The organism is Halomonas campaniensis (assembly GCF_002211105.1).
Classification (GTDB): Bacteria; Pseudomonadota; Gammaproteobacteria; order Pseudomonadales; family Halomonadaceae; genus Vreelandella; species Vreelandella campaniensis_A.
Window position 1 is genome coordinate 1 of record NZ_JPUA01000048.1, and the last position, 23,241, is coordinate 23,241.

Sequence of the window (23,241 nt, forward strand, 5' to 3'; positions counted from 1 at the left end):
TCAGTCGGTTAGAATGCCGGCCTGTCACGCCGGAGGTCGCGAGTTCGAGTCTCGTCCGGTCCGCCAGCATCAACTCCTTATCTGCTTAAGCTAGTTACTTGAAACTAGTTGTTTGAAATAGCTGTTATCGATTCGGACCGGTAGTTCAGTCGGTTAGAATGCCGGCCTGTCACGCCGGAGGTCGCGAGTTCGAGTCTCGTCCGGTCCGCCATGATAACTGCTAAGCTGAATTAGCAAGCGCAATAAGCGTTTGTTAAGAGATGGGTGGTTAGCTCAGTTGGGAGAGCACCAGCCTTACAAGCTGGGGGTCACTGGTTCGAACCCAGTACCACCCACCATATTTAGTAGTAACTAAAATGGGTTGGAAACGTGTAGTAAAAAGTATGATTAAGTTTTGATGCGCATAACGGACCGGTAGTTCAGTCGGTTAGAATGCCGGCCTGTCACGCCGGAGGTCGCGAGTTCGAGTCTCGTCCGGTCCGCCATGATAACTGCTAAGCTGAATTAGCAAGCGCAATAAGCGTTTGTTAAGAGATGGGTGGTTAGCTCAGTTGGGAGAGCACCAGCCTTACAAGCTGGGGGTCACTGGTTCGAACCCAGTACCACCCACCATCACCTACCTTTTAGAAGCGCCTCTGAACCGCTTATAATTGTTAGTCCTGATGGTTTGTTGTAGAAGTGCTTTTAAGTGGACCGGTAGTTCAGTCGGTTAGAATGCCGGCCTGTCACGCCGGAGGTCGCGAGTTCGAGTCTCGTCCGGTCCGCCATTAAGCATTTAGATCGGCACTTGCCGAACGAATTCCAAAAAAGCCCGGATCATCGATCCGGGCTTTTTCGTATGTCTGTGCCTTAATTTACCGCTTTTAGCCGGTAATCGCGGCAACACCTGCTTTAGCCACCTGTACATCCTGGTCGGGTTTTACGCCGGAAATGCCCACAGCGCCCACCACATGGCCGTCAACCGTAATCGGCACGCCGCCTGACAGCAGGCCTTGCAGCGGTGCGGTGACAAACGCCGTGCGGCCACCATTAATCATCTCTTCAAATACCTGGGTCTCTTTACGACCTAGCGCCGCACTGCGCGCTTTGTGCGTAGCCACTTCGGCACTGAAAGGGGCTGCGCCATCCAAGCGCCGCAGCGCCAATAGATGGCCGCCGTCGTCAGTTACCGCGATGGTCACCGGCCAGCTATTGCTGTCAGCCTCTTTCTGCGCGGCATCAAGAACATTCGTTACGTCGGCCTGGGCGAGAATGGCTTTTGTTTGCATATTTAAATCCTTGTTAAGGGAGAAAGTGAAGTGGCCGCGCGGTTAAAGTCTGCGCGGCCTGGGGTTAAACGTTATTGGTAAAACGCTAGCTGAGCGCGGCATCGACGATTTCAACCCAGTGGCGTACCGGCGTGCGATTGGCGCCTGCCAAGTGGGTTTGGCAGCCGATATTCGCCGTTACGATCACCTCAGGATCTCCAGCTTCCAGTGCGTTGAGCTTATTGTCACGCAGTTGAGTGGCCAGTTCAGGCTGGGTGATCGAATAGGTGCCCGCTGAGCCGCAGCAGAGATGCGCATCCTGTACCGGGGTCAATGAAAAACCCAGCTTGCTCAGCACGCCTTCGACCGCACCGTTAAGCTTTTGGGCGTGCTGTAGCGTGCAGGGGCAGTGGAACGCCAGTCGTTGTGACGCGTTAACGCTCAATTCGTCCAGCGGCTCATCGCGCAGGATTTCGACAATATCCTTGGCCAGAGTGCTCACCTTTTGCGCTTTAACGGCGTAGTCAGGGTCATCCTTGAGCATGTAGCCATACTCTTTGACGAAAGCGCCGCAGCCACTGGCGGTTTGCACAATGGCTTCGGTGCCTTGCTCAATGTACGGCCACCAGGCATCAATATTGGCGCGCATGCGGGCTCGTCCATCTTCTTGGGCGTTGAGGTGAAAATCCACGGCGCCACAGCAGCCTGCTTCAGCCACTGGCGTGACGCTAATGCCGAGCCGATCCAAAATCCGCGCAGTGGCAGCATTGGTATTGGGTGACAGCCCGGGCTGAACGCAGCCTTCCAGTATCAATACCCGCCGGGTATGGCGGTTGGCATCCGGGCGTGCGCCTGCATCTATCGGCGCTGCGGGCATTTTATTACGCAGCTTGCTAGGCACCAGTGGCTTAAAGGTTTGCCCCAGCTTTAGCAGCGCTTGGAAACGTTTGGGCTCGACCATCATTTTTCGCAGCGCATAGCGCTGGGCCCGCTCACCTGCCGGGCGAGGAACGCGTCGCTCAATTTCGGCACGGCCAATGTTGAGCAGCTTGTGGTACTCCACGCCGGAAGGGCAGGTGGTTTCGCAGTTAAGGCAGGTCAGGCAGCGATCAAGATGCAGACGCGTCTCGTCGGTGACCTGGTCGTCATCGTCGCGGCTCTCAAGCAGCTCCTTCATCAAATAGATACGCCCGCGGGGGCCGTCGCGCTCATCGCCTAACAGCTGGTACGTCGGGCAGGTGGCGTTACAAAAACCGCAGTGAACGCAGGTGCGCAGAATACGCTCCGCTTCTTGAATATGCGGCTTCTGAAGGTCGGCATCGGTAAATTGCGTCTGCATGTCAGCTCTCCTTAAAACGCCGCATAAAGGCGACCGGGATTAAAAATGCCATGGGCATCCAGCTCCGCCTTTAGGTTACGGTGATATTTTTCCACTACAGTATTGAGCGGTGTAAACGGCTCGGCGGCGCCTCCTTGGGCGTGGGGGGTATAGCAGGTGGCATGCCCCCCCACCGCAGCACAGGCGGCGCGGAGAGTGTCTGCATCCAGAGTGGTTTTCACCCAGCGCTGGCTGCCGGCCCAGTCGTAAAAGATATCGCTTTCGGGAATATCCAGCGCTAGCGGTGCGCTGTTGGGGGGCAGTGACAGTCGCCACAGGGCTTGGCCATCGCCATAGGCAAAGAAAGCGTGGGTATGGTCGCGCAACTGGTGCCAGAAGCTGGCATCAAGTGGCTCGCCGCCCAGGCTTGCCTGAGTCGCGCTAACCGAGCTTTTACCGCCTTCCAAGCGCAAAAAAAGTTCGCCGTGATGCCAGGCTGCGGCGGTAATCGGTAGCGGCTTGCGACCCAGCTCGGCGAGCTTTTTAAGCGCCTCATCCAGCCCAAGCGTTAAGCGTAGGCTGTGCGTCGCAGTGGGAATAGGCAGCACTTTAAAGGAGATATCCGTAAGTACGCCAAGAGTGCCCTGGGCGCCTGCCATCAGGCGCGACAAGTCGTAACCGGCAACATTTTTCATCACTTCGCCACCAAAGCGAAGCAGCTTGCCCTGTTGGGTGATGATTCGCGTGCCCAGCACAAAGTCTCGTGCAGCACCTGCCCAGGGACGGCGTGGGCCGGAGAGGCCGGTGGCAACAGCGCCACCAATGGTCGACGCTTCACCAAACATGGGCGGCTCAAAGCCCAGCATTTGGTGCTTCTCTGCCAGTACTTCCTGCAGGTCGCTAAGCCGAGTGCCAGCGCGCACAGTCACTACCAGTTCCACCGGGTCGTAGCTCACAATGCCGCTGTGTTCAGCGATTTGTAGCGCCTGGCCCTCCACCGGTCGGCCATAAAAGGCGCGGGTATCTCCGCCTACAATGCGTAGCGGCGTGCGCGCATCATAGGCGCTGCGCACCTGTTCACATAGGGCGTCAGCGATATCGCGGTCGGCAATCGCTCGTTCGGTCATGGTCTTTCCCACTATTGGTCTTTTCCATTATTCGTTTTGGCTAATTATTGTCTTAGCTTCGGCTTGGCTCGCTGCTAAAAGCGCGGCAGCTCAGGGTGTGGTAGCTCGTTGTTATGCACATGCATAGCACCAAACTCAGCGCAGCGCGCCAGCGTCGGAATGTTCTTGCCGGGGTTGAGCAGCCGCTGGGGATCAAAAGCGGCTTTCAAGGCATGAAAAACGCTGATTTCATCCGCCTGGAACTGGCTGCACATCTGATTGATTTTTTCACGCCCAACGCCGTGTTCGCCGGTGATCGAGCCGCCCGCGGCCACGCAGAGTTCCAGAATTTTGCCACCCACCTCTTCGGCAAGGGCTAACTGGCCCTCTTTATTGGCATCAAACAGGATCAGCGGATGCATATTGCCATCGCCAGCGTGGAACACGTTGGCCACCGCCAGGCCGCTCTCTGCGGAAAGCTCGGCAATGCCTTTAAGCACGCGAGGAAGCTCGCGGCGGGGGATAGTGCCATCCATGCAGTAGTAATCCGGCGACATGCGGCCCACCGCTGGGAAGGCGTTCTTGCGCCCGGCCCAAAACTTGGCACGTTCGGTTTCATCGCGGGCCTGTTGGATATTGGTCGCCCCGGCGGCTTCCAGTACACGGCGCACGGTATCGCAGTCGTCGTCCACGTCGGCTTCAACGCCATCCAGCTCGCAAAGCAGAATCGCCTCGGCATCAAGGGGATAGCCCGCTTTGACAAAATCCTCGGCAGCTTTGATGGCGAGTTTATCCATCATCTCCAGGCCGCCGGGAATAATGCCTGCGGCGATGATATCGCCGACTGCGCGTCCGGCTTTTTCGACATCGTCGAAGCTTGCCATCAGTACTTTGGCGGTTTCCGGCTTGGGCAGCAGCTTGACGGTGATCACAGTGACCACGCCTAGCATTCCTTCAGAGCCGTTCATCAATGCCAGCAGGTCAAAGCCTGGTGCATCAAAAGACTCAGCGCCCAGCGTCATGTGTTCGCCCTCAATGGTGAGCACATCGACACGCAACACGTTATGCACCGTCAGGCCATATTTTAAGCAGTGCACGCCACCAGCATTTTCTGCCACGTTTCCACCGATGGAGCAGGCAATTTGCGAGGAGGGGTCCGGCGCGTAGTAGAGGCCGTAAGGTGCCGCAGCTTCGGAAATGGCCAGGTTGCGCACGCCGGGCTGCACCCGCGCCAGTCGGGCATCCGGGTCGACGTTGAGAATTTTATTAAAGCGCGACATCACCAGTAGCACGCCCTGTTCCAGCGGCAGCGCACCGCCGGAAAGCCCGGTGCCCGCGCCGCGAGTGACCACGGGTACGCTTAGCGCATGGCAGCGCTTGAGCAGTGCTTGCACTTGGTCAAGGGTTTCAGGCAGCGCCACCAGCATCGGCAGCACGCGGTAGGCCGCCAGCCCATCGCACTCAAAGGGACGCAGGTCTTCTTCGCGATGCAGCAGCGTCATTTCGGGAACGGCTTGCTGCAGGTCGGTTAAGACCTCGCCTTTATCGCGCTGAACAAGTTTGCCATCCAGGCGCTCATCAAAGAGGATATTCATTACGACATCCCATGCTTATTATCATTAAAGGTAAATGCTGAAACGGTCTGTGCCTGTTCTTCACGCGTCATTTCTTTCCGCGTGTTTATCTTTTCGTAACGTTGGCTCAATTTGGGCTTTTTTTATGCGTCTGTCTAGGTCGTGGTGCATTGGTCAGACCAGTAATTAGTCGACCCTGTCATATAGAAGCGAAACAGAGATGTCTTCTACTGCGAGTAGTGGCAAGCTGGCAAAACAGTTTAGCGAGAGTGACCGTCATGCCTGCGGAGAATCAAGTATTGACACCCGGACAGCGAATGCCTGAACACGTGGCCACCCGGCTGGAGCGGCTGATTCTTGATGGTGTTTTTCGCCCCGGCCAGCTACTTCCTTCTGAGCGGCGGCTGTGTGATCGGCTCGGCGTCTCACGGGCTTCGTTGCGCGAGGGGTTGAGAATTCTGCGCAGTAAAGGAATTATCGATACCCGCCAGGGCCATGGCTCGACGGTCGCCACACTTTTGCCGGTGGGCAACCAGAGCCCGTTGATGCACCTGTTTAAAGACCACCCACGTACGCTGTTTGATCTGTTAGAGGTACGCGCGCTGCTGGAAGGGGAGTCGGCGCGGTTAGCCGCGAGCCGTGGCACTTCCGCCGACCGGGTGCTGATCACCCGGCGCTATCGTGAAATGGCTGACTACGCGGAAAGCGCAGAGACCATTGATGTCGAGCGATTGGCGAGGCTGGATCACGCCTTTCATCTGGCGGTTTCCCAGGCATCCCACAACCCGGTGTTAGTGCATACGCTGCAGAGCCTGACGGATTTACTGCTTAGCTCGGTATTTGCCTCGGTCAAACATCTTTATCACTTGCCAGCGCCCAGAGCGATGATCAATCAGCAGCATGCGCAGTTGCATGAGGCAGTCGTCAACGGCGAGCCGGAGCAGGCCGAACAGGTGGCGCTGGAGCACCTCACCAGCATTACCCAACTGCTGCGGGATTTGGAGGAGGAGCACGAACGGCTAGAGCGCTCCTCCATGCGTCTTGAAGAGTGGCAGTAGCTGATTAGCTATTGGCCACACTCTTATCGTCTTCCGTATCGATCACGCCCGCCAAGGTGGCCACTTCAATCTTGTTGCATAGATGGTCACGAAGAATTTGGCCCAGCAATTGGCTATCGCGTTTCTCAAGTGCCGCCATCATATTTTCGTGGTCTTTTACCGCTTGGCTCCAGTAGCGTTCGGTCATCTGTTTGGAGTAACGGACGCGTTTAACACGCTGGCTTAAATTACTATACATTTCTTGCAGTACATCGTTATTAGACGCGGCCAAGATGCTTTCGTGAATTTGCCTATTAACCTGGAAATAAGGCATCAAATCGCGGTTGCGATAGTGTACTAGCATCGTATTGTGCAGTTGCCGAATGGCAGCAATTTCTGCGTCGCTAATATGTTGACAGGCAAGTTCACCCGACAGGCCTTCCAGCGCGGCCATCAGGTCATAAGTGTCTTTAACGTTCTTGAGAGTCAGCCGCACCACCCGTGCACCTCGATTGGGAAGCAGCTCGATTAGTCCTTCGGTGGCAAGCACTTTTAGTGCTTCGCGTAGCGGGGTGCGCGATACGCCAAAGCGGTCACACAGCTGCTTTTCAGAGATGCGCTCACCGGGGGCAAGCTCGCCGTGCTCAATCAGGTCGCCAATTCTATCGGCCACTTCACGATATAAATTACGTTGCAGTATTTTTGTCATGAGTCAGTTCCTTGTCAGTGGTGCGCTCGGTTTACTGCCAAGCTAACCAGACCACCTGGATCGATTTGAGCACGATGCCATATTCGTATAGTGGCTATTGTTTATATGATCTGCAAAAGTAATTATGAATTCAATATTCCTTTGGTGGCATTTTGCCAACCACTGCCTACGACAATAACAAAGGAGAAACCGATGGCCGGACAAGTATTTCATTGCAGCGTGCAGCTCGCCAGAGAGCAGAGTAGGAAGATAGTCGATGGCGCCATGCAACAAGCACGCGATTTGGGGTTGCCGCCGCTGACGATCGTCGTGTTGGATGGCGGCGGGAACTTGGTTGCCGCTGAGCGCGAAGATGGCTGTGCTCCGTTGCGTTTCCCCGTTGCCCAGAGTAAAGCCTACGCCGCACTGGGCATAGGGATTGCCAGTGGGGTGATTGGCGCACGTAACGCTGAGCGCACAGCGTTTGTTGCCAGTGTTGCAGCAGCCTCTCAAGGACATTTTGTGGCAGTGGCCGGTGGGGTGCCCATTCTTAATGAACAAAACTGCTTGATTGGTGCAGTGGGGGTTAGTGGTGCTTCGTCAGAGGAGGATCAGCAGTCAGCCATCGCGGGTATTGAGTTGGCCGGTTTGCACTGGGGGCTTGAACCGAACTAGGAAATGAGTGGGAAGTGCCGATTAAAAGCGGGCAGATGGCTTATTCAGCCACTGCCCGTTTTTTTATTTACCGCAACGTTTTAATAACTTCTTTAAGAATCAGCTGCTTGAAAAGCAATTTGTGCGACGAGACGAAAGTTTAATACCTAATTTTGAATTTTGAATTCAAATTGAAGTGGAAGAGGATCCCCGGAGTAAGTGCCCATCAATAACAAGTAGGCCTGCTCAGGCGTCTCCTTTTGCAGGTGCCATCGGGTGGCAAAGCCACGGTGGCGACATTGCTAACAACAACAAATGCGTTACCTGGAGTTCACTATGAAATTGCTCAAAACAGCACTCGTAACGGTCGTTGTGACCTTTGGTTTGCAGGCCGCTGCGGCCAACGCAAACACTGAAATTCGACTTGGCCATGTGGGCGGCCCTGGCTCACTATTTGAAATTAGTGCAAACCGCTTTGCCGAACTCGCCAACGAACGTCTTGAGGGCGTTGCCGAAGTGAACGTCTATGGCAACAGCCAGCTGGGTGGCGACGAGTCGATGATGCGTCGCCTACGTTTAGGCTCTTTGGATCTCTCGCTGCCTTCGACGGTGATGAGCTCGGAATCCGCTCAGTTTGCGCTGTTCGAAATGCCATACTTGATCGAAGACCGCGAGCATATGAAGCGCGTGCGTGAAGAGATCGTTCGTGGCCCACTTTATGACGCTGCTGAAGCGCGCGGATTTAAAATTATTGGTGTGTGGGAAAACGGCTTTCGCCAGATTACTAACAACAAGCGGCCGATCGTTACCCCAGAAGATCTCGAAGGTATAAAGCTGCGGGTTCCAGGCGGCACATGGCGTATCGATATGTTCCGTAGCTACGGCGCGGCACCCTCGCCAATGTCGCTGTCGGAAGTGTTTGTTGCCCTGCAGACAGGCGCAATGGACGGCCAGGAAAACCCCTTCATCCAAACCTACTCATCACGCTTCCACGAAGTTCAAGACTACCTCTCTATCTCTAATCACGTATACACACCTGCCTATCTGACCGCTGGGGCTAGCTGGAATCGTTTACCGGAAGAAGTGCGGACAGTACTCGAAGAAGTGGCCGTTGAGATGGAGGACTTCGTACTCGAAGAGGGTCAACGCCTGGATGATGAAACCCTCATAAAAATGCGCGATGAAGGCATGGAAGTGAATGAAGTCGACTTCGAAGCTTTTGTTGAGGCCTCTGAGACCATCTACAGCAAGTTCGCTGACGAAGTGGATGGTGGCCAGGAAATGATTGACGCCGTGGCTGCTCTTCGCGAGTAAGCAAGCGCCACTCTATTAGGGGTGCGTCGCAACTTGGCGAGGCACCTCGCCTTTCGGAGGTCTCAATGAGTACTTTTACAAAGTTCAAGAACGCCTATTTTGCGTTTCTTGAAGCCATCGTGGTCTTTCTGGTCATTGCGCTTGCCATCGTCGTGACACTTGGTTTTGTGACCCGCTATCTGGGCTCGCCACTCAGTTGGTACGACGAGCTAGCTGCCGCGTTGCTGGCCTGGGTGACCTACTACGGTACCGCATTAGCAGCCGCAAAAGGTGCGCATATAACCTGCCCCAGCGTGTTGAACATGTGTCCGCCCGCTATTCGGGTGCCTATCGCCCTGTTAGCTGAAGCCATTACGATTGGGTTCTTTGTTTTCCTGGGCCTCGCCAGCTACCAAGTCATGCTGATTCTCGAAGGCGTGGGCATGGTCAGCCTCCCTGGGGTCTCTATGCAACTGGTTCACTCAGCAATTCCCGTCGCTGCTGTGCTGTTCATTATTGCCGAACTGCTGCGGCTGCCTGACGTGATTAAAAGCGCTCGAGGCAGAGGCTTTATTGATCATGAACTTGAAGAAGCCGGTATCGACGCGGAAGAAGTCGCCTCCGTCAGCACACATCAGCGAGGGTAAGTAGCTACCATGGTGATACTGTACATATTTATAGCGCTGATACTGCTTATTCTGATTAACGTGCCGGTCGCCGTTGCCTTGGCACTGGTCGGCACCATTGCCACCTTTATGACATACGGCAACATGGCGATGCCCACCGTTGGCATGACGATGTTTGAGGGGGCGACCAACTTTCCGCTTATCGCAATACCGCTGTTTATTTTAGCCGGTGCCATTATGAACGCCTCGAGTATTTCGCGGCGCCTGATCGACCTGGCTATGGCAATGGTGGGGTTCATCAAGGGGGGCTTGGCGATGGTGACCATTGGCGCTTCGGTTTTCTTTGCCGAAATCTCCGGGTCGGCAGTGGCGGGTGTATCGGCGATCGGCAGTATTCTGATTCCTGCAATGCGCAAGAAAGGCTACTCAAAAGAGTTTGCTGCTTCTATATCTTCATCCGCTGCAAGTCTGGCGATTATCCTGCCGCCCTCTATCCCGATGATTCTTTACGCGGTGATGTCGGGTGAGTCAGTGGTGCAGATGTTTGTGGCCGGTATTTTGCCAGGCTTGCTGGGCGCGATGGGTTTAGCCGCAATGTGCTACTACCTGGCACGCAAGAACAACTTCCCTTCTGAGGGGCGTTTCCGGGTTTCACAGCTTTGGATTGCCTTTAAAGATGCAATCTGGGCGCTGCTGATCCCCGTTATCATCCTGGGCGGTATCTTTGGTGGCTTCGTTACCGCGACCGAAGGTGCGGCGCTGGCAGTGTGTGTGGCTATCTTTATCAGTGCAGTGGTTTATCGGGAATTCACTATCAGGAATTTTATTGATTCTTGTAAAAGTGCTGGTGTGCAAACCGCCGTGGTTATGCTGTTGGTGGCTGCGTCCGCAGTGGTAGGTGGCTACCTTACCGAAACCCGAGTACCTCAAGAAATCGCCATGCAGATCAGCGAGTTAACCAATAATAAATATCTTATTTTGGCGCTGCTCAATGTCATCTTTCTGATTTTGGGTATTTTTCTGCATTCAGCAGCGGCGATTATCTTGGTCGTGCCCATTGTATTGCCGCTGGTTATAGAGGTCGGTATCGACCCTCTCCATTTCGGTTTGATCGTGACCCTGAACCTGGCCATCGGCCAGCAAACGCCACCGGTGGCCAGCGTACTCATTGCGTCTTGCTCAATCGCCAAGTCAGATGTATGGGCTACGTCTAAAACCAACCTGTGGTTTATCGCCGTCCTGTTCGCCGTGTTAATGATCAACACCTATATCCCCGCGTTTGCGCTGGCATTAGTGAATTTTGTTTATGGCTAAGCAGGCGACATGTGGGCGTGCTATGTCGGGCGCTAACGTCCGGCAGCGCGCGGCAGAAAGGAGAAGCTGATGAACAGCACAAACGAACGACAACTCGTCGACAGCGTTACATTCGCCGTTCGCAGTGGCGTGGCCTGGATAGGCTTCAATCGTCCCCAGAGCCGCAATGCCATGACCTGGGAGATGTACGACGCCCTGGAAAAGCACTGCGACCAGTTGGCCGAGGATGACACTGTGTATGCCGTGGTTCTTCACGGTGTGGGTGGTGAAGCCTTTGTGGCCGGTACCGACATCAGCCAGTTTTCGGGCTTTAGTAAGCCTGAAGATGCGATTGGCTATGAGCGGCGCATTGACCGTGTGGTGGGCAAACTCGAAACCTTTCCCAAGCCAACCCTGGCGCTGCTTGAAGGCGCTTGTGTCGGTGGCGGTGCGGCGATTGCGCTGGTGTGTGACTTCCGCTACGCCACACCAGCGCTGAAATTTGGCGTGCCGATTGCCAAAACGCTGGGCAATACGCTCTCGATTAACAATGTTACTCGCATGATCGACATGCTTGGCGTTGCACGCACTAAAGAAGCGCTGATGATGGCGAGGTTGTTTGGTGCTGACGAAGCCCATGCGGCGGGCCTGATAAATCAGCTGTTTGACGCTGATGCGATTTACGCCGAAGTGGCTGCGCTGGCGGAAGCCTTTGCCAAGCGCGCGCCATTGACGCTTCAGGCCAGTAAGGCACTGATTGGCCGGGCGATAGAGCAGCGAAGACTCCCAGCAGAGGCTAGCGACGACTGGGTAACCACCTGCTACATGAGCCGGGATTTCGCCGCGGCGGTGAATAAGTTTGTCAATAAAACGCCCTTTGAGTGGTCTGGCCACTAGCGTTAGCGTTTAAAACTTCACATTAGGAGGAGAGCGTATGCTTCCCCTACAAGATATAAAAGTGCTCGATGTATCACAGATTATGGCAGGCCCCTACTGCACCATGGTGCTGGCCGATATGGGCGCCGAAGTCATCAAAGTCGAGAAGCTCAACGGCGGGGACGATAGCCGCCAAATGGGCCCTTACGTCAACGGCGAGTCGACCTGTTTTTCGCAGATTAACCGCAACAAAAAGAGCATATCGCTCAATCTTAAAGACGAGCGGGCGCGGCAAATCTTCTACCGCTTGGCCGCTGATGCCGATGTCATTGTCGAGAACTACCGGCCTGGGGTGACCAAGTCGCTTGAGATCGACTACGACACGATCAAAGCCATCAACCCTGGCATCGTCTACTGCTCCATTTCAGGCTATGGCCAAACCGGGCCCTATAGCCACAAAGGGGGCTTTGATCTGGTCGCGCAGGGCATGACAGGTTTGATGTCGATGACCGGGGAGGAGGGCAAGCGCCCACTGAAAACCGGTATCGCGGTTTACGATATTGGCGGTGGCTTAACCGCGGTGTATTCGATTCTTGCCGCCTGTATCCACAAGATGAAAACCGGCGCCGGGCAGCATATCGATATTGCCATCACCGAGTGTGGTTTGCCCTGGTTTACCTGGGAAGCGGCGGCTTACTTCTCGGAAGGCGCCGTGCCAGGGCCAACGGGCTGGCGCCACCGTGTCTCCGCCCCTTATCAAGCAGTCAAAGCAAACGATGGCTTTTTGATGCTCGGCTGCGCCAACCAGCGCACTTGGGAGCGCTTCTGTCAGGATGTCTTAAAACGCGAAGAGCTCATGCAAGATCCACGCTTTATTACCAACCAGGATCGAGGTCAACACGTTGAAGCGCTGGAAACGCTGCTGGAAGAGCTGATGGCGGATAAAAGCGTCGATGAGTGGTTAGCACTGTGTGACAGCGCGGGTGTGCCCGCCGGGCCAATCAATGACTTCGCCCAAGCGATGCAGGATGAACACTACTTAGCACGGGGCATGGTGCAGGAGATGGAGCATCCGGTCATCGGGAAAATGAAAACCATCGGATTCCCCAGCAAATTCTCAGCGACACCGTCGCAAATTCGCAGCCCCGCGCCGCTTTTTGCCCAGCACACCGATGAAGTGCTCGACAGCTTAGGGTTCTCTGGCGCTGAGCTTGATGCGTTACGTGCTGAAGGATGCATCAAATAGCGCTTTTTTGATGTGAGTAATTGCATTCATTATCCAATTTGAATAACGCTAATCGGCCGATCCAGCCGTGAGCACTACAACAACAAAGAGGAACGTCATCATGTTAAAACTTAATTTTCACCCATCCGGCCGTCACTTTTTGCAAATTCCTGGCCCTTCGCCGGTGCCTGACCGCATTTTACGGGCCATGAGCCTGCCCACGATCGATCATCGCGGGCCTGAGTTTGGTGCGCTCGGCCTTGAGCTGCTGAGCAAGATTCAAAAAATCTTCAAAACCGAGAACCCGGTCATTATCTACCCGGCGTCCGGTACCGGTGCCTGGGAAGCTGCCTTGGCCAATACCATGTCACCGGGCGATAAGGTGCTAATGTTCGAGACCGGCCACTTCGCCACGCTGTGGCACAAAATGGCTCTGCGTTTAGATGTACAGCCTGAGTTCTTGGGCCTGCCAGGCTACGAAGGTTGGCGCCATGGTGTGCAGGCCGGCATGATCGAAGCGCGTCTGAAAGAGGATACCCACCACGAGCTCAAAGCGGTCTGTGTGGTGCATAACGAAACCTCGACCGGCGTGACCAGTGATATTGCCGCGGTACGACAAGCCATCGACGCGGCGGGTCATCCCGCGCTGCTGATTGTCGATACCATTTCCGGCCTGGCCAGCGCCGACTATCGCCACGACGAGTGGGGCGTCGATGTCACGGTTTCTGGCTCGCAGAAGGGCCTGATGCTGCCACCGGGCATTAGCTTTAACGCGCTCTCGCCAAAAGCGATTGAAGCCAGCCAGCAGGCAAAACTGCCTAAAAGCTTCTGGGCTTGGGATGAAATTCTAGAGGCTAACAAGAATGGCTACTGGCCCTACACACCCAGCACCAACCTGTTGTACGGCCTGAATGAGGCGCTGGATATGCTGCTGGATGAAGGCATGGATCAAGTGCTGGCCCGCCATCAGCGCTGGGCAGCCGGTGTGCGCGCGGCGGTAGAGGCGTGGGGGCTGGAAATCCAATGCCAGGATCCTTCGGTTTACTCGCCGGTGCTGACCGGCGTGGTGATGCCTGAAGGTGTCGATGCAGATGCGGTGCGCAAGATTATCTATGAGCGTTTTGACCTCTCATTAGGCATGGGGCTGGGCAAGGCCAAAGGAAAAATGTTCCGCATTGGCCACTTGGGCGATTGCAACGACCTTACGCTCATTGCCACCCTGGGGGGTTGTGAAGCGGGCATGAAGCTGTCCGGCGTTAATCTCAAAGGTAGCGGCGTGACGGCAGCGCTGGACTATTTTGCGGCTAACCCGCTAAACGCAGGCAAGCGCTAAACGACGGGGGAGAGCCATATGACGTCTCTGACGAACCAACACCCGTCCCGTGATGCCAAGATTAAACCGCTCGGCGAATTCGCCAAGCGATTATCCCGAGAAATGGCGGGAGAAGTGTTGTTTGATCGGGCAACCCGTGGGCGCTACGCAACCGACGCCTCCATTTATCAGGTGACGCCGATGGGTGTGGTGATTCCACGCCATCAGCAAGATCTGAAAATAGCATTGGATATCGCTCGTGATGCCAAGGTGCCGATCTTGGCCCGGGGCGCGGGTACCAGCCAGTGTGGCCAAACCGTCGGTGAAGCGCTGGTGATCGACACCACCCGCTGGCTTAATCAAGTGGTTGAGTTCGACGTCGAGGCGCGCACCGTGGTGGTCGAGCCCGGCATGGTTCTGGATCATCTCAACGCCTGGCTTAAACCCCACGGGCTCTGGTATCCAGTCGACGTTTCCACCAGCGCCCAGTGCACCATCGGCGGTATGGCGGGTAATAACTCATGCGGGTCGCGGTCGATTTTCTACGGCAATATGGTGCACAACGTGCTGGGTGTTGACGCGCTATTGGCGGATGGCAGCGCGGCGAGTTTTGGTTTCGTTGACAGCTTCGCACAAGGCTCGCGGGAGCAGCACCTCGCCCAGCAGGTGAGGGTGATTGCGGAGCGTGTGGGCTCGGAAATTCGTGATCACTTTCCCAAGGTGTTGCGTCGTGTCGGTGGCTACAACCTGGATCTGTTCGATTGCCAGAACCCGATGCCTTACGACCCAGACCACCGCGCCAACCTGGCCCACTTGCTGGTGGGGTCGGAAGGTACGCTAGGGGTAAGCCAACGCATCAAACTCAGACTTTCACCACTGCCCGAGCAGAAGGTGCTGGGGGTGGTGAACTTCCCGACCTTCTACCAGGCGATGGATTTTACCCAGCATATCGTCAAACTTGGCCCCACGGCGGTGGAGCTGGTTGACCGCACCATGATCGAACTGTCGCTGGAGAACCCTGCGTTCCGCCCGGTCATTGAAAAAGCGCTAATCGGCAAGCCGGAAGCCATTCTTCTAGTGGAGTTTGCCGGTCACGACCACGCAGCGCAGCTTGAGGCACTGCGCGGGCTTAATGAGCTAATGGGCGACTTAGGCCTGCCGGGCAGCGTAGTGGATATGCCCGAGGCCGCCGAGCAGAAAGCGCTGTGGAACGTGCGCAAGGCAGGGCTCAACATTATGATGAGCATGAAGGGTGACGGTAAGCCGGTCTCCTTTATCGAAGACTGCGCGGTGCCGCTTGAGCACTTGGCCGAATACACCGATAAGCTCACCGAGGTATTCAACCGCTACGGCACGGAGGGTACCTGGTATGCCCACGCAGGCGTTGGCACGCTGCACGTGCGGCCAATTCTCGATATGCGCCGGGATGGCGCAGAGAAAATGCGTGAAATCGCCGAGCAGGCCTCCGCGTTAGTGCGCGAATACAAAGGCGCCTACTCCGGCGAACATGGCGACGGTATCTGCCGTGGCGAGTGGGTGGCGTGGCAGTTTGGCGAAACGGTCAACAATGCCTTCCGCGAAATAAAGCAGCTGTTTGACCCTGAGAACCTGTTTAATCCGGGCAAAATTGTCGATACGCCCAAAATGGACGACCAGCGCTATTTTCGCTTTCCGAAGAGTTACACCACCATTCCGCTTACCCCGGTGTTTGATTGGTCCGCCTGGAACGTTAAGCGCGACCCGTTAACGGGCGAGCAAACCGCGCCAGGTTCCGGCGGCGATGCCACCCATGGCTTGGCCATGGCGGTGGAGATGTGCAACAACAACGGCCACTGCCGCAAGTTTGATGCGGGCACCATGTGCCCCAGCTTCCGCGTGACAAAAGATGAGCAGCACCTGACTCGCGGCCGAGCCAATACGCTGCGCTTGGTGCTCTCGGGGCAGCTAGGTGATGAAGGTTTGGCCAGCGACGATGTTAAAGAGGCGCTGGATCTCTGTGTGTCGTGCAAGGGCTGCAAGCGTGACTGCCCCACGGGCGTGGATATGGCCAAGTTTAAGATAGAGGCGCGCACCGCCCGTGCCCGTGTTAAAGGCTTATCGCTGCGTGATCGTATGGTCGGTGAAATGCCGCGCTACGCGTCCTGGGCAAGCAAGTTTTCAGCACTGGTCAACGGCGTTGAGCGCCTGCCGTTTCTGGCTAAGCAGATCAAGCAGGCGTTAAAGCTGGCGCCCCAGCGCTCGCTGCCGGTGTTTAACGGTAATTTCCTCGCCAGTGCCGAAGCGTCTCGGCAGCCAGTCACCTCTGAGCGGGAAGTGCTGCTGTTTGTGGATACCTTCAATAACTATATGGAAGGTGATAACGCCAAAGCGGCCAAGCGGGTGCTGGAAGCGGCGGGCTACCGTGTATATCTCAACGTGACCAAGGGGCAGCGGCCACTCTGCTGTGGGCGTACTTACTTATCGTCCGGGCAGTTTGATAAAGCCAAGGCTGAAGCCAAGCGTACCCTTGAGCACCTGATGCCGTTTGTAGAGCGCGGCGTGGCGATTGTAGGCCTGGAACCCTCTTGCTTACTCAGTATGCGTGATGAGTTTCTGCAGTACGGCTTTGGCGAAGAAGCGAAGGCGCTGTCGGAATCCGCCTATCTGTTTGAAGAGTTTTTGGTCAAAGCGCGTGCGGCGGATCAGCTTCCCCTCGAACTTAAGCCGCTGAACTACGAGCGGGCGATGCTGCACGGTCACTGTCATCAAAAAGCTTTCGATGCGCTGCGCCCCGTTGAGCAGGTGCTGGGCTGGATTCCTGACCTCAAAGTCGAAACGATTGAGTCCTCTTGCTGCGGTATGGCCGGAAGCTTCGGCTATGAAGCGGAGCACTACGACGCCTCGCTAAAAATGGCGGAGCTAACACTATTGCCTGCTATCCGTAAGGCGGATGCAGACGCCGTAGTGGTGGCCGATGGCACTAGCTGTCGACACCAGATTCACGATGGCAGCGGGCGCGAAGCGATTCACGTTGCTCGATTGCTGGAACAAGCGCTAGCCTGAAGGCGGAAAACTAAGAACAACCCAGGAGGTTAACGTGGCACTTTATCAATACGGCGAGCATTGCCCAGAGGTTCACGACGACGTATATATTGCCGATACGGCGGATGTTATCGGCCAGGTGACCTTAAAGGCGCGCTCAAGCGTGTGGTATCAAGCCGTGTTGCGCGGTGATACCGACCATCTTGAAATCGGCGAAGAGAGCAATATTCAGGACGGCGCCGTGCTCCACGCTGACCCAGGCTTTCCGCTTAAGGTAGGTAAAGGCGTAACGGTGGGACACCAGGCGATGCTGCATGGCTGCACCATCGGTGACGGCTGCCTGATCGGTATCCAGGCGGTCGTGCTCAATGGCGCGGTGATTGGTGAGAATAGCTTGGTGGGTGCCGGTGCCTTTATTAAGGAGGGCGCAGTGTTTCCGCCCAACTCGCTAATCGTCGGCTCGCCGGCCAAGATCGTGCGGGAGCTTTCCGAAGAAGTCGTGGCGGGACTGAAGCAGAACGCTCAAAGCTATGTTGAACGCGGCAAACTCCATAGCCAGCAGCTAAAACGTATCGATTGACGTAAAACTCGATGTACTAAATAGCAAACCCCCAGACCTTGGCCTGGGGGTTTGCGTTTCTAGCGTAGCGTTTACGACAACTACTTCACATCACATCACATCACATCAACGGATCCGTTACGCCAATCACGTAGAACGCCACCAGCGCGATGATGCCGGTAAAGATGAGGTAGTAGAGGGTGGGCAGAATCGTCTTACGGATCGTAGCCCCTTCGCGGCCTAACAACCCGACCGTTGCCGATGCGGCGACCACGTTATGGATGGCGATCATATTACCCGCCGCCGCACCTACTGCCTGCAGCGCTACCATCATGGCCGTGGAAAGCCCGAGGGTTTCAGCAACGCTGAACTGGAATTCCGCCAGCATTAGGTTGGATACCGTGTTGGAGCCTGCAATGAAGGCGCCCATCGCGCCGACTGCTGGGGCAAAGAAGGGATATATGCCGCCCACGCTATCGGCCACTGCCTGGGCCATCATCACCGGCATCGAGACAAGGTCTGCACCGTTAACACCGGAGTTGATCAAGATACGCACCATCGGCACGGTAAAGATCAACACGAAGCCGGCACCAAAAATCGTTTTGGTCGATTCAGACACCGCGGCGCTGATTTTTTGCGGGTTCATACGGTGCAGGAAGTAGGTGACGATGACCACGGCAATAATAATACCGCCCGGCAGATAGAGCGGCTGAACGCCACCGCTTACGCCCGCTTCGCCAAGGATATTATTCCAACTGAGGTTGATCGAGGTCAGCGCGTTACGCAATGGCTCGATGGTGCGTGAGGCCACCAAGAACAGTGCCAGCAGTACGTAGGGTACCCAGCCTTTGAAAGTAGACATAGGCGCTCTACCAACAACGTCTTCAAGCTTGATCTGCAGGTTACCGATCCACTCGTCTGGCCAAGAGGAGGACTCGGGGAAATCCCAGGTATCTTTTGGCATCAAAAAGCCGCGTTTGGCAGCGGGAACCACAATGGCCAGGCCCACCATAGCGCCGATCATTGAAGGGAATTCAGGGCCCAATAGCACGCCTACCAGCATGTAAGGCACTACGAAGCAAATACCGGTAAAGATGGCGAAAGGGGTAATCGACAGTCCCTCTTTCCACGATTTGTTAGCACCAAAGAAGCGCACCATCACCGTGACCAAAATCAGCGGCATTAAAATACCCACGATACCGTGCGTAATCGCCACTTCGCTGGTCACAAGCTGGAAGAAGACATCCCAGCTAGAGCCTACCGAGTCGAGTTCGGCGCTAATACCAGCACGATCCAGACCACTGCCTACACCGACCACAATAGGCGTGCCTACTGCACCGAAGGAAACCGGCGTTGATTGAATCATCATACCCACGACCACCGCTGCCAGCGCCGGGAAGCCGAGAGCGACCATCAGCGGTGCGGCAACGGCGGCTGGCGTACCGAAGCCTGAAGCGCCTTCGATAAAGCAGCCAAAGAGCCAGGCAACAATCAACGCCTGAACGCGACGGTCAGGGCTAATGCCTGAAAAGCCGTTGCGAATAGCGGTAATACCGCCGGAGTGCTTAAGGGTGTTAAGCAGCAGGATGGCGCCAAAGATGATCCACAAAAGACCAGCGGTCTGAATCAAACCTTGAATAGTCGACGCCGCCACGCGGCTAAACGACATATCCCAAGCGGTTAAGCCAATAATGGCTGCGGCCAGGAAAACAATTGGCATCGCTATCTTGGCAGGTATTTTAAACCCGATGAGCAAAATACCGGCCAGCAACAGCGGAAGGAAGGCCAGAAGTGCAAGTATCGTCTCGTTCATGGAAGGAACTGCCCCTTGTTGTTGATTTGGTATGCTCCGCAATAACCGTCTGGCAGTTGTGCCACCAGTCGGATGTAGGTGAAAGATACGTTTAGGCTAACAGTATGACTACATTGGAAAATTGGTCTTACCACTGAAGTGCTTGTTTGATAGCTGGTTTTACACGGCTGTTGTTTTCTTATGTGTATGTTCTTAAATGGTTTTTTGATGAATGGTTGGAAGTCTGAACGCGCTGAGTCATTAGACTAATAGACAGTACAGTTGCCAGCAAAAGGATAAGTACAGAACTCGCCAGTTGCGTCATAGCAGGCTTACGCTCATTGTTACCAACTGAAGTGTTTTTTACGCATTATGATCAACCACACGGAGGTTATGACAGTGGCAATGACTCTTTATGATCTTTGTGGCCGGGACGAACGGCTACGTTTCTCACCTTACTGCTGGCGTGTGCGCATGGCGCTTGCCCATAAAGGGCTGGACTACACCACTGTGGCGTGGCGCTTTCTCGATAAACAAGCGCTGGAATTCGCTGACTACGACAAAGTGCCGGTACTTTGCGACGGCGATCAGGTGGTGACCGACAGTTTTGAGATCATGCGCTACCTGGATAAGGCGTATCCCGAGGCGCCCGTGCTGGGGGAGGGCGTCAGCTATCAGCGGGTATTACTGTTCAAATACTTTGTAGAACGCAGCGTCAATCCTGCGCTATTCCGCACTATTGCCATGGACTTATTCTCCGCCGTCCATCCCGATGACCGCGCCTATTTCCGTGAAACCCGCGAAGCGCGGTTTGGCTGTACGCTGGAAGAGTTCCATCAGCCTGAGCAGGGTAAGCAGCAGCTTAAGCAGGTGTTGGCACCGGTGCGTGACATGCTGCGGGAGAGCGCCTTTTTAGACGGTGATGCCCCGAGTGGCTCAGATTACCTGCTGTTTGGCAGTATGATGTGGGCGTATGTCGTGTCGACACAGCAACTTGTCGAACCTGGCGACCCAGTGGACGAGTGGTTTAAGCGCATGCTCAGCGTTCATGACGGCGCGGCCGCGAATGCCCTGACCGTGCGCGATATATAGCGTCAACGACGTGGTATAGCTAACAGCGGCGGTACGCTAACGTACCGCCTGATAAATTTGAAAGCGTGATAGTCTCATCGTGAGAGTATCAACGCTTTCGTCAAGGAGATGGCAATGATTGACCTGTATTACTGGACAACACCTAACGGCCATAAAATCTCCATTATGCTCGAAGAAGCCAAGCTGGCGTACCGAGTAAAGCCGATTAACATTGGCCGAGGCGAGCAGTTCGATCCTGAGTTTCTCACTATCGCCCCCAATAACCGCATTCCCGCCATTGTCGACCACGCCCCGCAGGATGGCGGCCAGCCGCTGTCGATGTTTGAGTCGGGCGCCATCCTTGAGTATTTGGCCGACAAGAGCGGCCTCTTCTTACCCGCTGCAGGCCGCGAGCGCTATATCGTATTGCAGTGGCTGCATTGGCAAATGGGCGGCTTAGGGCCGATGGCAGGCCAAAACCACCATTTTTGTCACTATGCACCGCAAAAGATCGAGTACGCCATTGAGCGCTACGTGCGTGAAACCAATCGGCTTTACAGCGTGTTAGACCAACGGCTGGCGCACCACACCTATGTGGGGGGCGATGACTACTCGATTGCCGATATGGCGATCTACCCCTGGATTGTGCCTTGGGAAAAGCAGCGTCAAACGATAGAGGAATTCCCCGACCTAGAGCGCTGGTTTGAGATGATCAAAGCACGCCCAGCGGTGCGCCGGGCTTACGCATTGGTCGAAGACGTTAACCCCCAGGCAGGGGTGGAAATGGACGAGCAGGCGCGTAAGCACTTGTTCGGTAACCGCTAGTAGCCGGCTACTGTCAGCCTTATTCTTGATCTGCGAGTGAGCATGCGCAGCATGAGGAAAAATCATGTTGCGCTGCACAAAAAGCACTGCTAGCTTTAAAGACAGCAAAGGCAAAACCCTGAGTAAGACCCGCCTAATCAGGCGCGTTTATGTGCTAGCTCACTCTTGGAGGTATTATGATGAATAAAGCAACTGATAAAACCACGCAGCAGTTCGAGTCCGTTTTTGTTTCACCGATGCGCTCTTACACACTGACCGCGCTGGATTATTATGACCAGTTGTTCAGTGCCCAGATGGATGCCGCCCGTGCCTACTCGGATATGGCGATTGCGCAAGCGCGCACCTGGCTTGACGTCAAAGACCCCGACAGCTTCAAAAAGGCTCTGGAAAGCCAGCAGAAAACGGCGAGCGATTTCATGGAGCGAGTAAAGGGCGACACGGAAAAAGTCACCTCTATCAGCAAAAGCTTTGCTGAAGATAGCCAGAAGCAAGTAGAAGAAACTACTAAGAAAGCGGTAGAGACGGCCAAGCAGTAATTGCATAGGCAGTCGACGAAGTAATACCGCTTAACGGCGCCGCGCCCCAAGGGACGCGGCGTTTTTGTATACAATAATGAGTGTTTATCCTTTGTTGTTAAAAGCGTTGTTAAAAGTGTTGTTAAAAGCGTTGTTGTAAGCGTTTTTTAAAAACTAAGATTTTGTCGCCCGGTCAATTAAGCGAAAACGTGCAATACGGATGATCTGCTCAATGGCCGTTTGCCGTTCGGTGGCCCTATCGTTGTTCAGGCGCTCCTCGAAAGCAGCTAATATGGCATGCCGATCCAATCCTTTAACGGCAATGACAAAGGGGAAGCCAAATTTTTCCTTATACGCCGTATTAAGCGACTCAAAGCGCGCGAACTCCTCGGGGCTGCACTGATCGAGCCCGGCGCCTGCCTGTTCGCTGGTTGAGTCTTGAGTAAGTTCACCCGCCATAGCCGCTTTTCCCGCCAGGTCAGGGTGCGCTTGAATCACTCTGATTTGCTGTTCGCTGCTCGCCTGCTGCAACATAAGCCCCATGAGCTCAGCCAGTGCCTCGGGGCTATCGTGAGTATCAGTAAGACCGTGCTGCCAGGCGGCTTCGGCCACCCAGGGGGAATGCTCATACACATCCCCATAGTGGTGGGTAAGCATTTCAAGGCTGCACTTACTGGGCGCGGGTGAAAGCAGTAACGGCTGTGATGTTGGCACTGGCACTCTCCAAAGCGGGCAATGTTAAAGCGTCGTTGATTCACAATGTGCGGGGATGGAATTACTGTATACAACAAATAGCATCAAAGGTACTCTTTGACCAATTGGTCAAGCAACGCTATCAATAAGGAGTGGCTATGGGACGCTTAACCACCCACGTACTGGATACCGCCAAAGGTCAGCCAGGCCAGGGGATTACTATCGAAGTATTCCGCCTTACCGGTAATGAGCGCCAACATCTCAGTACCGTAGTCACTAACAGCGACGGCCGCTGCGATGCACCTATTCTAGAGGGCGATGCGCTAACGGCGGGGGAGTATGAGCTGGTGTTCCATGCCGGCGACTACCTGCGTGCCCAAGGTAGTGAGGCTAATGAGCCGCGCTTTTTAGACGTTATCCCGCTGCGTTTTGGCGTCGCTGATGCCAGCCAGCACTATCATGTGCCGCTACTCCTCTCGCCCTATGGCTACTCAACTTACCGCGGTAGCTGATAGG

21 protein-coding genes and 5 tRNA genes are annotated in these 23,241 nt (G+C 55.2%); 19 read left to right on the forward strand and 7 right to left on the reverse strand.

Annotated elements, in window-relative coordinates:
• The first annotated feature begins 134 nt into the window (after window positions 1-134).
• The 5 genes from JI62_RS20560 (at window position 135) to JI62_RS20580 (ending at window position 767) form a co-directional block, all read left to right on the forward strand.
• Window positions 135-211 (forward strand) — tRNA-Asp (locus JI62_RS20560).
• A 51-nt stretch (window positions 212-262) separates the two neighbouring features.
• Window positions 263-338 (forward strand) — tRNA-Val (locus JI62_RS20565).
• A gap of 70 nt (window positions 339-408) precedes the next feature.
• A tRNA-Asp gene (locus JI62_RS20570) sits at window positions 409-485 on the forward strand.
• Between the two features lie 51 nt (window positions 486-536).
• Window positions 537-612: transfer RNA gene (locus JI62_RS20575), tRNA-Val, on the forward strand.
• A 78-nt stretch (window positions 613-690) separates the two neighbouring features.
• Window positions 691-767, forward strand: a tRNA-Asp gene (locus tag JI62_RS20580).
• Between the two features lie 96 nt (window positions 768-863).
• Here JI62_RS20580 and JI62_RS20585 read toward each other — a convergent pair.
• The 4 genes from JI62_RS20585 to glcD all read right to left on the reverse strand — a co-directional run bounded on the left by JI62_RS20585 (window position 864) and on the right by glcD (window position 5,266).
• Window positions 864-1,268, reverse strand: coding sequence for a heme-binding protein (locus tag JI62_RS20585; protein WP_088701969.1), 405 nt, complete (start codon window positions 1,266-1,268; stop codon window positions 864-866).
• 85 nt (window positions 1,269-1,353) lie between these two features.
• The gene (gene glcF / locus JI62_RS20590; protein WP_088701970.1) at window positions 1,354-2,586 is read right to left on the reverse strand and encodes a glycolate oxidase subunit GlcF; all 1,233 of its coding nucleotides are present in this window, start codon (window positions 2,584-2,586) and stop codon (window positions 1,354-1,356) included.
• Between the two features lie 11 nt (window positions 2,587-2,597).
• Window positions 2,598-3,692 (reverse strand): glycolate oxidase subunit GlcE, encoded by a 1,095-nt coding sequence (glcE, locus tag JI62_RS20595; RefSeq protein WP_088701971.1) that lies wholly within the window; start codon window positions 3,690-3,692, stop codon window positions 2,598-2,600.
• Window positions 3,693-3,766: 74 nt separating this feature from the next.
• A complete protein-coding gene (gene glcD, locus JI62_RS20600; RefSeq protein WP_088701972.1) occupies window positions 3,767-5,266 on the reverse strand; it encodes a glycolate oxidase subunit GlcD in 1,500 nt (499 codons plus the stop codon).
• Between the two features lie 257 nt (window positions 5,267-5,523).
• On the opposite strand from glcD, the gene glcC reads away from it, so the two are divergent.
• Window positions 5,524-6,303, forward strand: coding sequence for a transcriptional regulator GlcC (gene glcC, locus JI62_RS20605; protein WP_088701973.1), 780 nt, complete (start codon window positions 5,524-5,526; stop codon window positions 6,301-6,303).
• 4 nt (window positions 6,304-6,307) lie between these two features.
• Here the strand turns inward: glcC and JI62_RS20610 are convergent, their stop codons facing one another.
• Window positions 6,308-6,991 carry a GntR family transcriptional regulator gene (locus tag JI62_RS20610; RefSeq protein ID WP_088701974.1) on the reverse strand — a complete coding sequence of 228 codons (684 nt, stop codon included), beginning with the start codon at window positions 6,989-6,991 and terminating at the stop codon, window positions 6,308-6,310.
• 192 nt (window positions 6,992-7,183) lie between these two features.
• Here JI62_RS20610 and JI62_RS20615 point away from each other — a divergent pair, with 192 nt between their 5' ends.
• From JI62_RS20615 to JI62_RS20655, 9 genes are all read left to right on the forward strand, one after another.
• Entirely contained in the window at window positions 7,184-7,645 is a 462-nt protein-coding gene (locus tag JI62_RS20615; RefSeq protein ID WP_088701975.1) for a GlcG/HbpS family heme-binding protein, read from the forward strand.
• A gap of 315 nt (window positions 7,646-7,960) precedes the next feature.
• Entirely contained in the window at window positions 7,961-8,938 is a 978-nt protein-coding gene (locus tag JI62_RS20620; RefSeq protein ID WP_088701976.1) for a TRAP transporter substrate-binding protein, read from the forward strand.
• Window positions 8,939-9,003: 65 nt separating this feature from the next.
• On the forward strand, window positions 9,004-9,564 hold the full coding sequence (locus JI62_RS20625; protein ID WP_088701977.1) for a TRAP transporter small permease: 561 nt from the start codon (window positions 9,004-9,006) through the stop codon (window positions 9,562-9,564).
• Between the two features lie 9 nt (window positions 9,565-9,573).
• On the forward strand, window positions 9,574-10,857 hold the full coding sequence (locus JI62_RS20630; protein WP_170938610.1) for a TRAP transporter large permease: 1,284 nt from the start codon (window positions 9,574-9,576) through the stop codon (window positions 10,855-10,857).
• Window positions 10,858-10,926: 69 nt separating this feature from the next.
• Window positions 10,927-11,733: an enoyl-CoA hydratase/isomerase family protein gene (locus tag JI62_RS20635; RefSeq protein ID WP_088701978.1), complete on the forward strand. Its 807-nt coding sequence runs from the start codon at window positions 10,927-10,929 to the stop codon at window positions 11,731-11,733.
• A gap of 37 nt (window positions 11,734-11,770) precedes the next feature.
• Window positions 11,771-12,958, forward strand: coding sequence for a CaiB/BaiF CoA transferase family protein (locus JI62_RS20640; RefSeq protein ID WP_088701979.1), 1,188 nt, complete (start codon window positions 11,771-11,773; stop codon window positions 12,956-12,958).
• Window positions 12,959-13,058: 100 nt separating this feature from the next.
• A complete protein-coding gene (locus JI62_RS20645; RefSeq protein WP_088701980.1) occupies window positions 13,059-14,270 on the forward strand; it encodes a pyridoxal-phosphate-dependent aminotransferase family protein in 1,212 nt (403 codons plus the stop codon).
• An 18-nt stretch (window positions 14,271-14,288) separates the two neighbouring features.
• Window positions 14,289-17,291, forward strand: a complete 3,003-nt coding sequence (locus tag JI62_RS20650) for an FAD-binding and (Fe-S)-binding domain-containing protein (protein WP_088701981.1) — start codon at window positions 14,289-14,291, stop codon at window positions 17,289-17,291.
• Between the two features lie 34 nt (window positions 17,292-17,325).
• Entirely contained in the window at window positions 17,326-17,850 is a 525-nt protein-coding gene (locus tag JI62_RS20655; RefSeq protein ID WP_088701982.1) for a gamma carbonic anhydrase family protein, read from the forward strand.
• A 100-nt stretch (window positions 17,851-17,950) separates the two neighbouring features.
• On the opposite strand, the gene JI62_RS20660 is transcribed toward JI62_RS20655, so the two are convergent.
• A complete protein-coding gene (locus tag JI62_RS20660) occupies window positions 17,951-19,642 on the reverse strand; it encodes an L-lactate permease (RefSeq protein WP_088701983.1) in 1,692 nt (563 codons plus the stop codon).
• Window positions 19,643-20,020: 378 nt separating this feature from the next.
• Between JI62_RS20660 and JI62_RS20665 the strand changes: the two genes are divergently transcribed.
• The 3 genes from JI62_RS20665 (at window position 20,021) to JI62_RS20675 (ending at window position 22,053) form a co-directional block, all read left to right on the forward strand.
• On the forward strand, window positions 20,021-20,713 hold the full coding sequence (locus JI62_RS20665) for a glutathione S-transferase family protein (RefSeq protein WP_088701998.1): 693 nt from the start codon (window positions 20,021-20,023) through the stop codon (window positions 20,711-20,713).
• 114 nt (window positions 20,714-20,827) lie between these two features.
• Window positions 20,828-21,517 (forward strand): glutathione binding-like protein, encoded by a 690-nt coding sequence (locus JI62_RS20670; protein WP_088701984.1) that lies wholly within the window; start codon window positions 20,828-20,830, stop codon window positions 21,515-21,517.
• Between the two features lie 179 nt (window positions 21,518-21,696).
• A complete protein-coding gene (locus JI62_RS20675) occupies window positions 21,697-22,053 on the forward strand; it encodes a phasin family protein (protein WP_088701999.1) in 357 nt (118 codons plus the stop codon).
• Between the two features lie 153 nt (window positions 22,054-22,206).
• Here the strand turns inward: JI62_RS20675 and uraD are convergent, their stop codons facing one another.
• On the reverse strand, window positions 22,207-22,746 hold the full coding sequence (gene uraD / locus JI62_RS20680) for a 2-oxo-4-hydroxy-4-carboxy-5-ureidoimidazoline decarboxylase (protein WP_088701985.1): 540 nt from the start codon (window positions 22,744-22,746) through the stop codon (window positions 22,207-22,209).
• 137 nt (window positions 22,747-22,883) lie between these two features.
• Here uraD and uraH point away from each other — a divergent pair, with 137 nt between their 5' ends.
• Entirely contained in the window at window positions 22,884-23,237 is a 354-nt protein-coding gene (gene uraH, locus JI62_RS20685) for a hydroxyisourate hydrolase (RefSeq protein ID WP_088701986.1), read from the forward strand.
• Window positions 23,238-23,241: the final 4 nt, after the last annotated feature.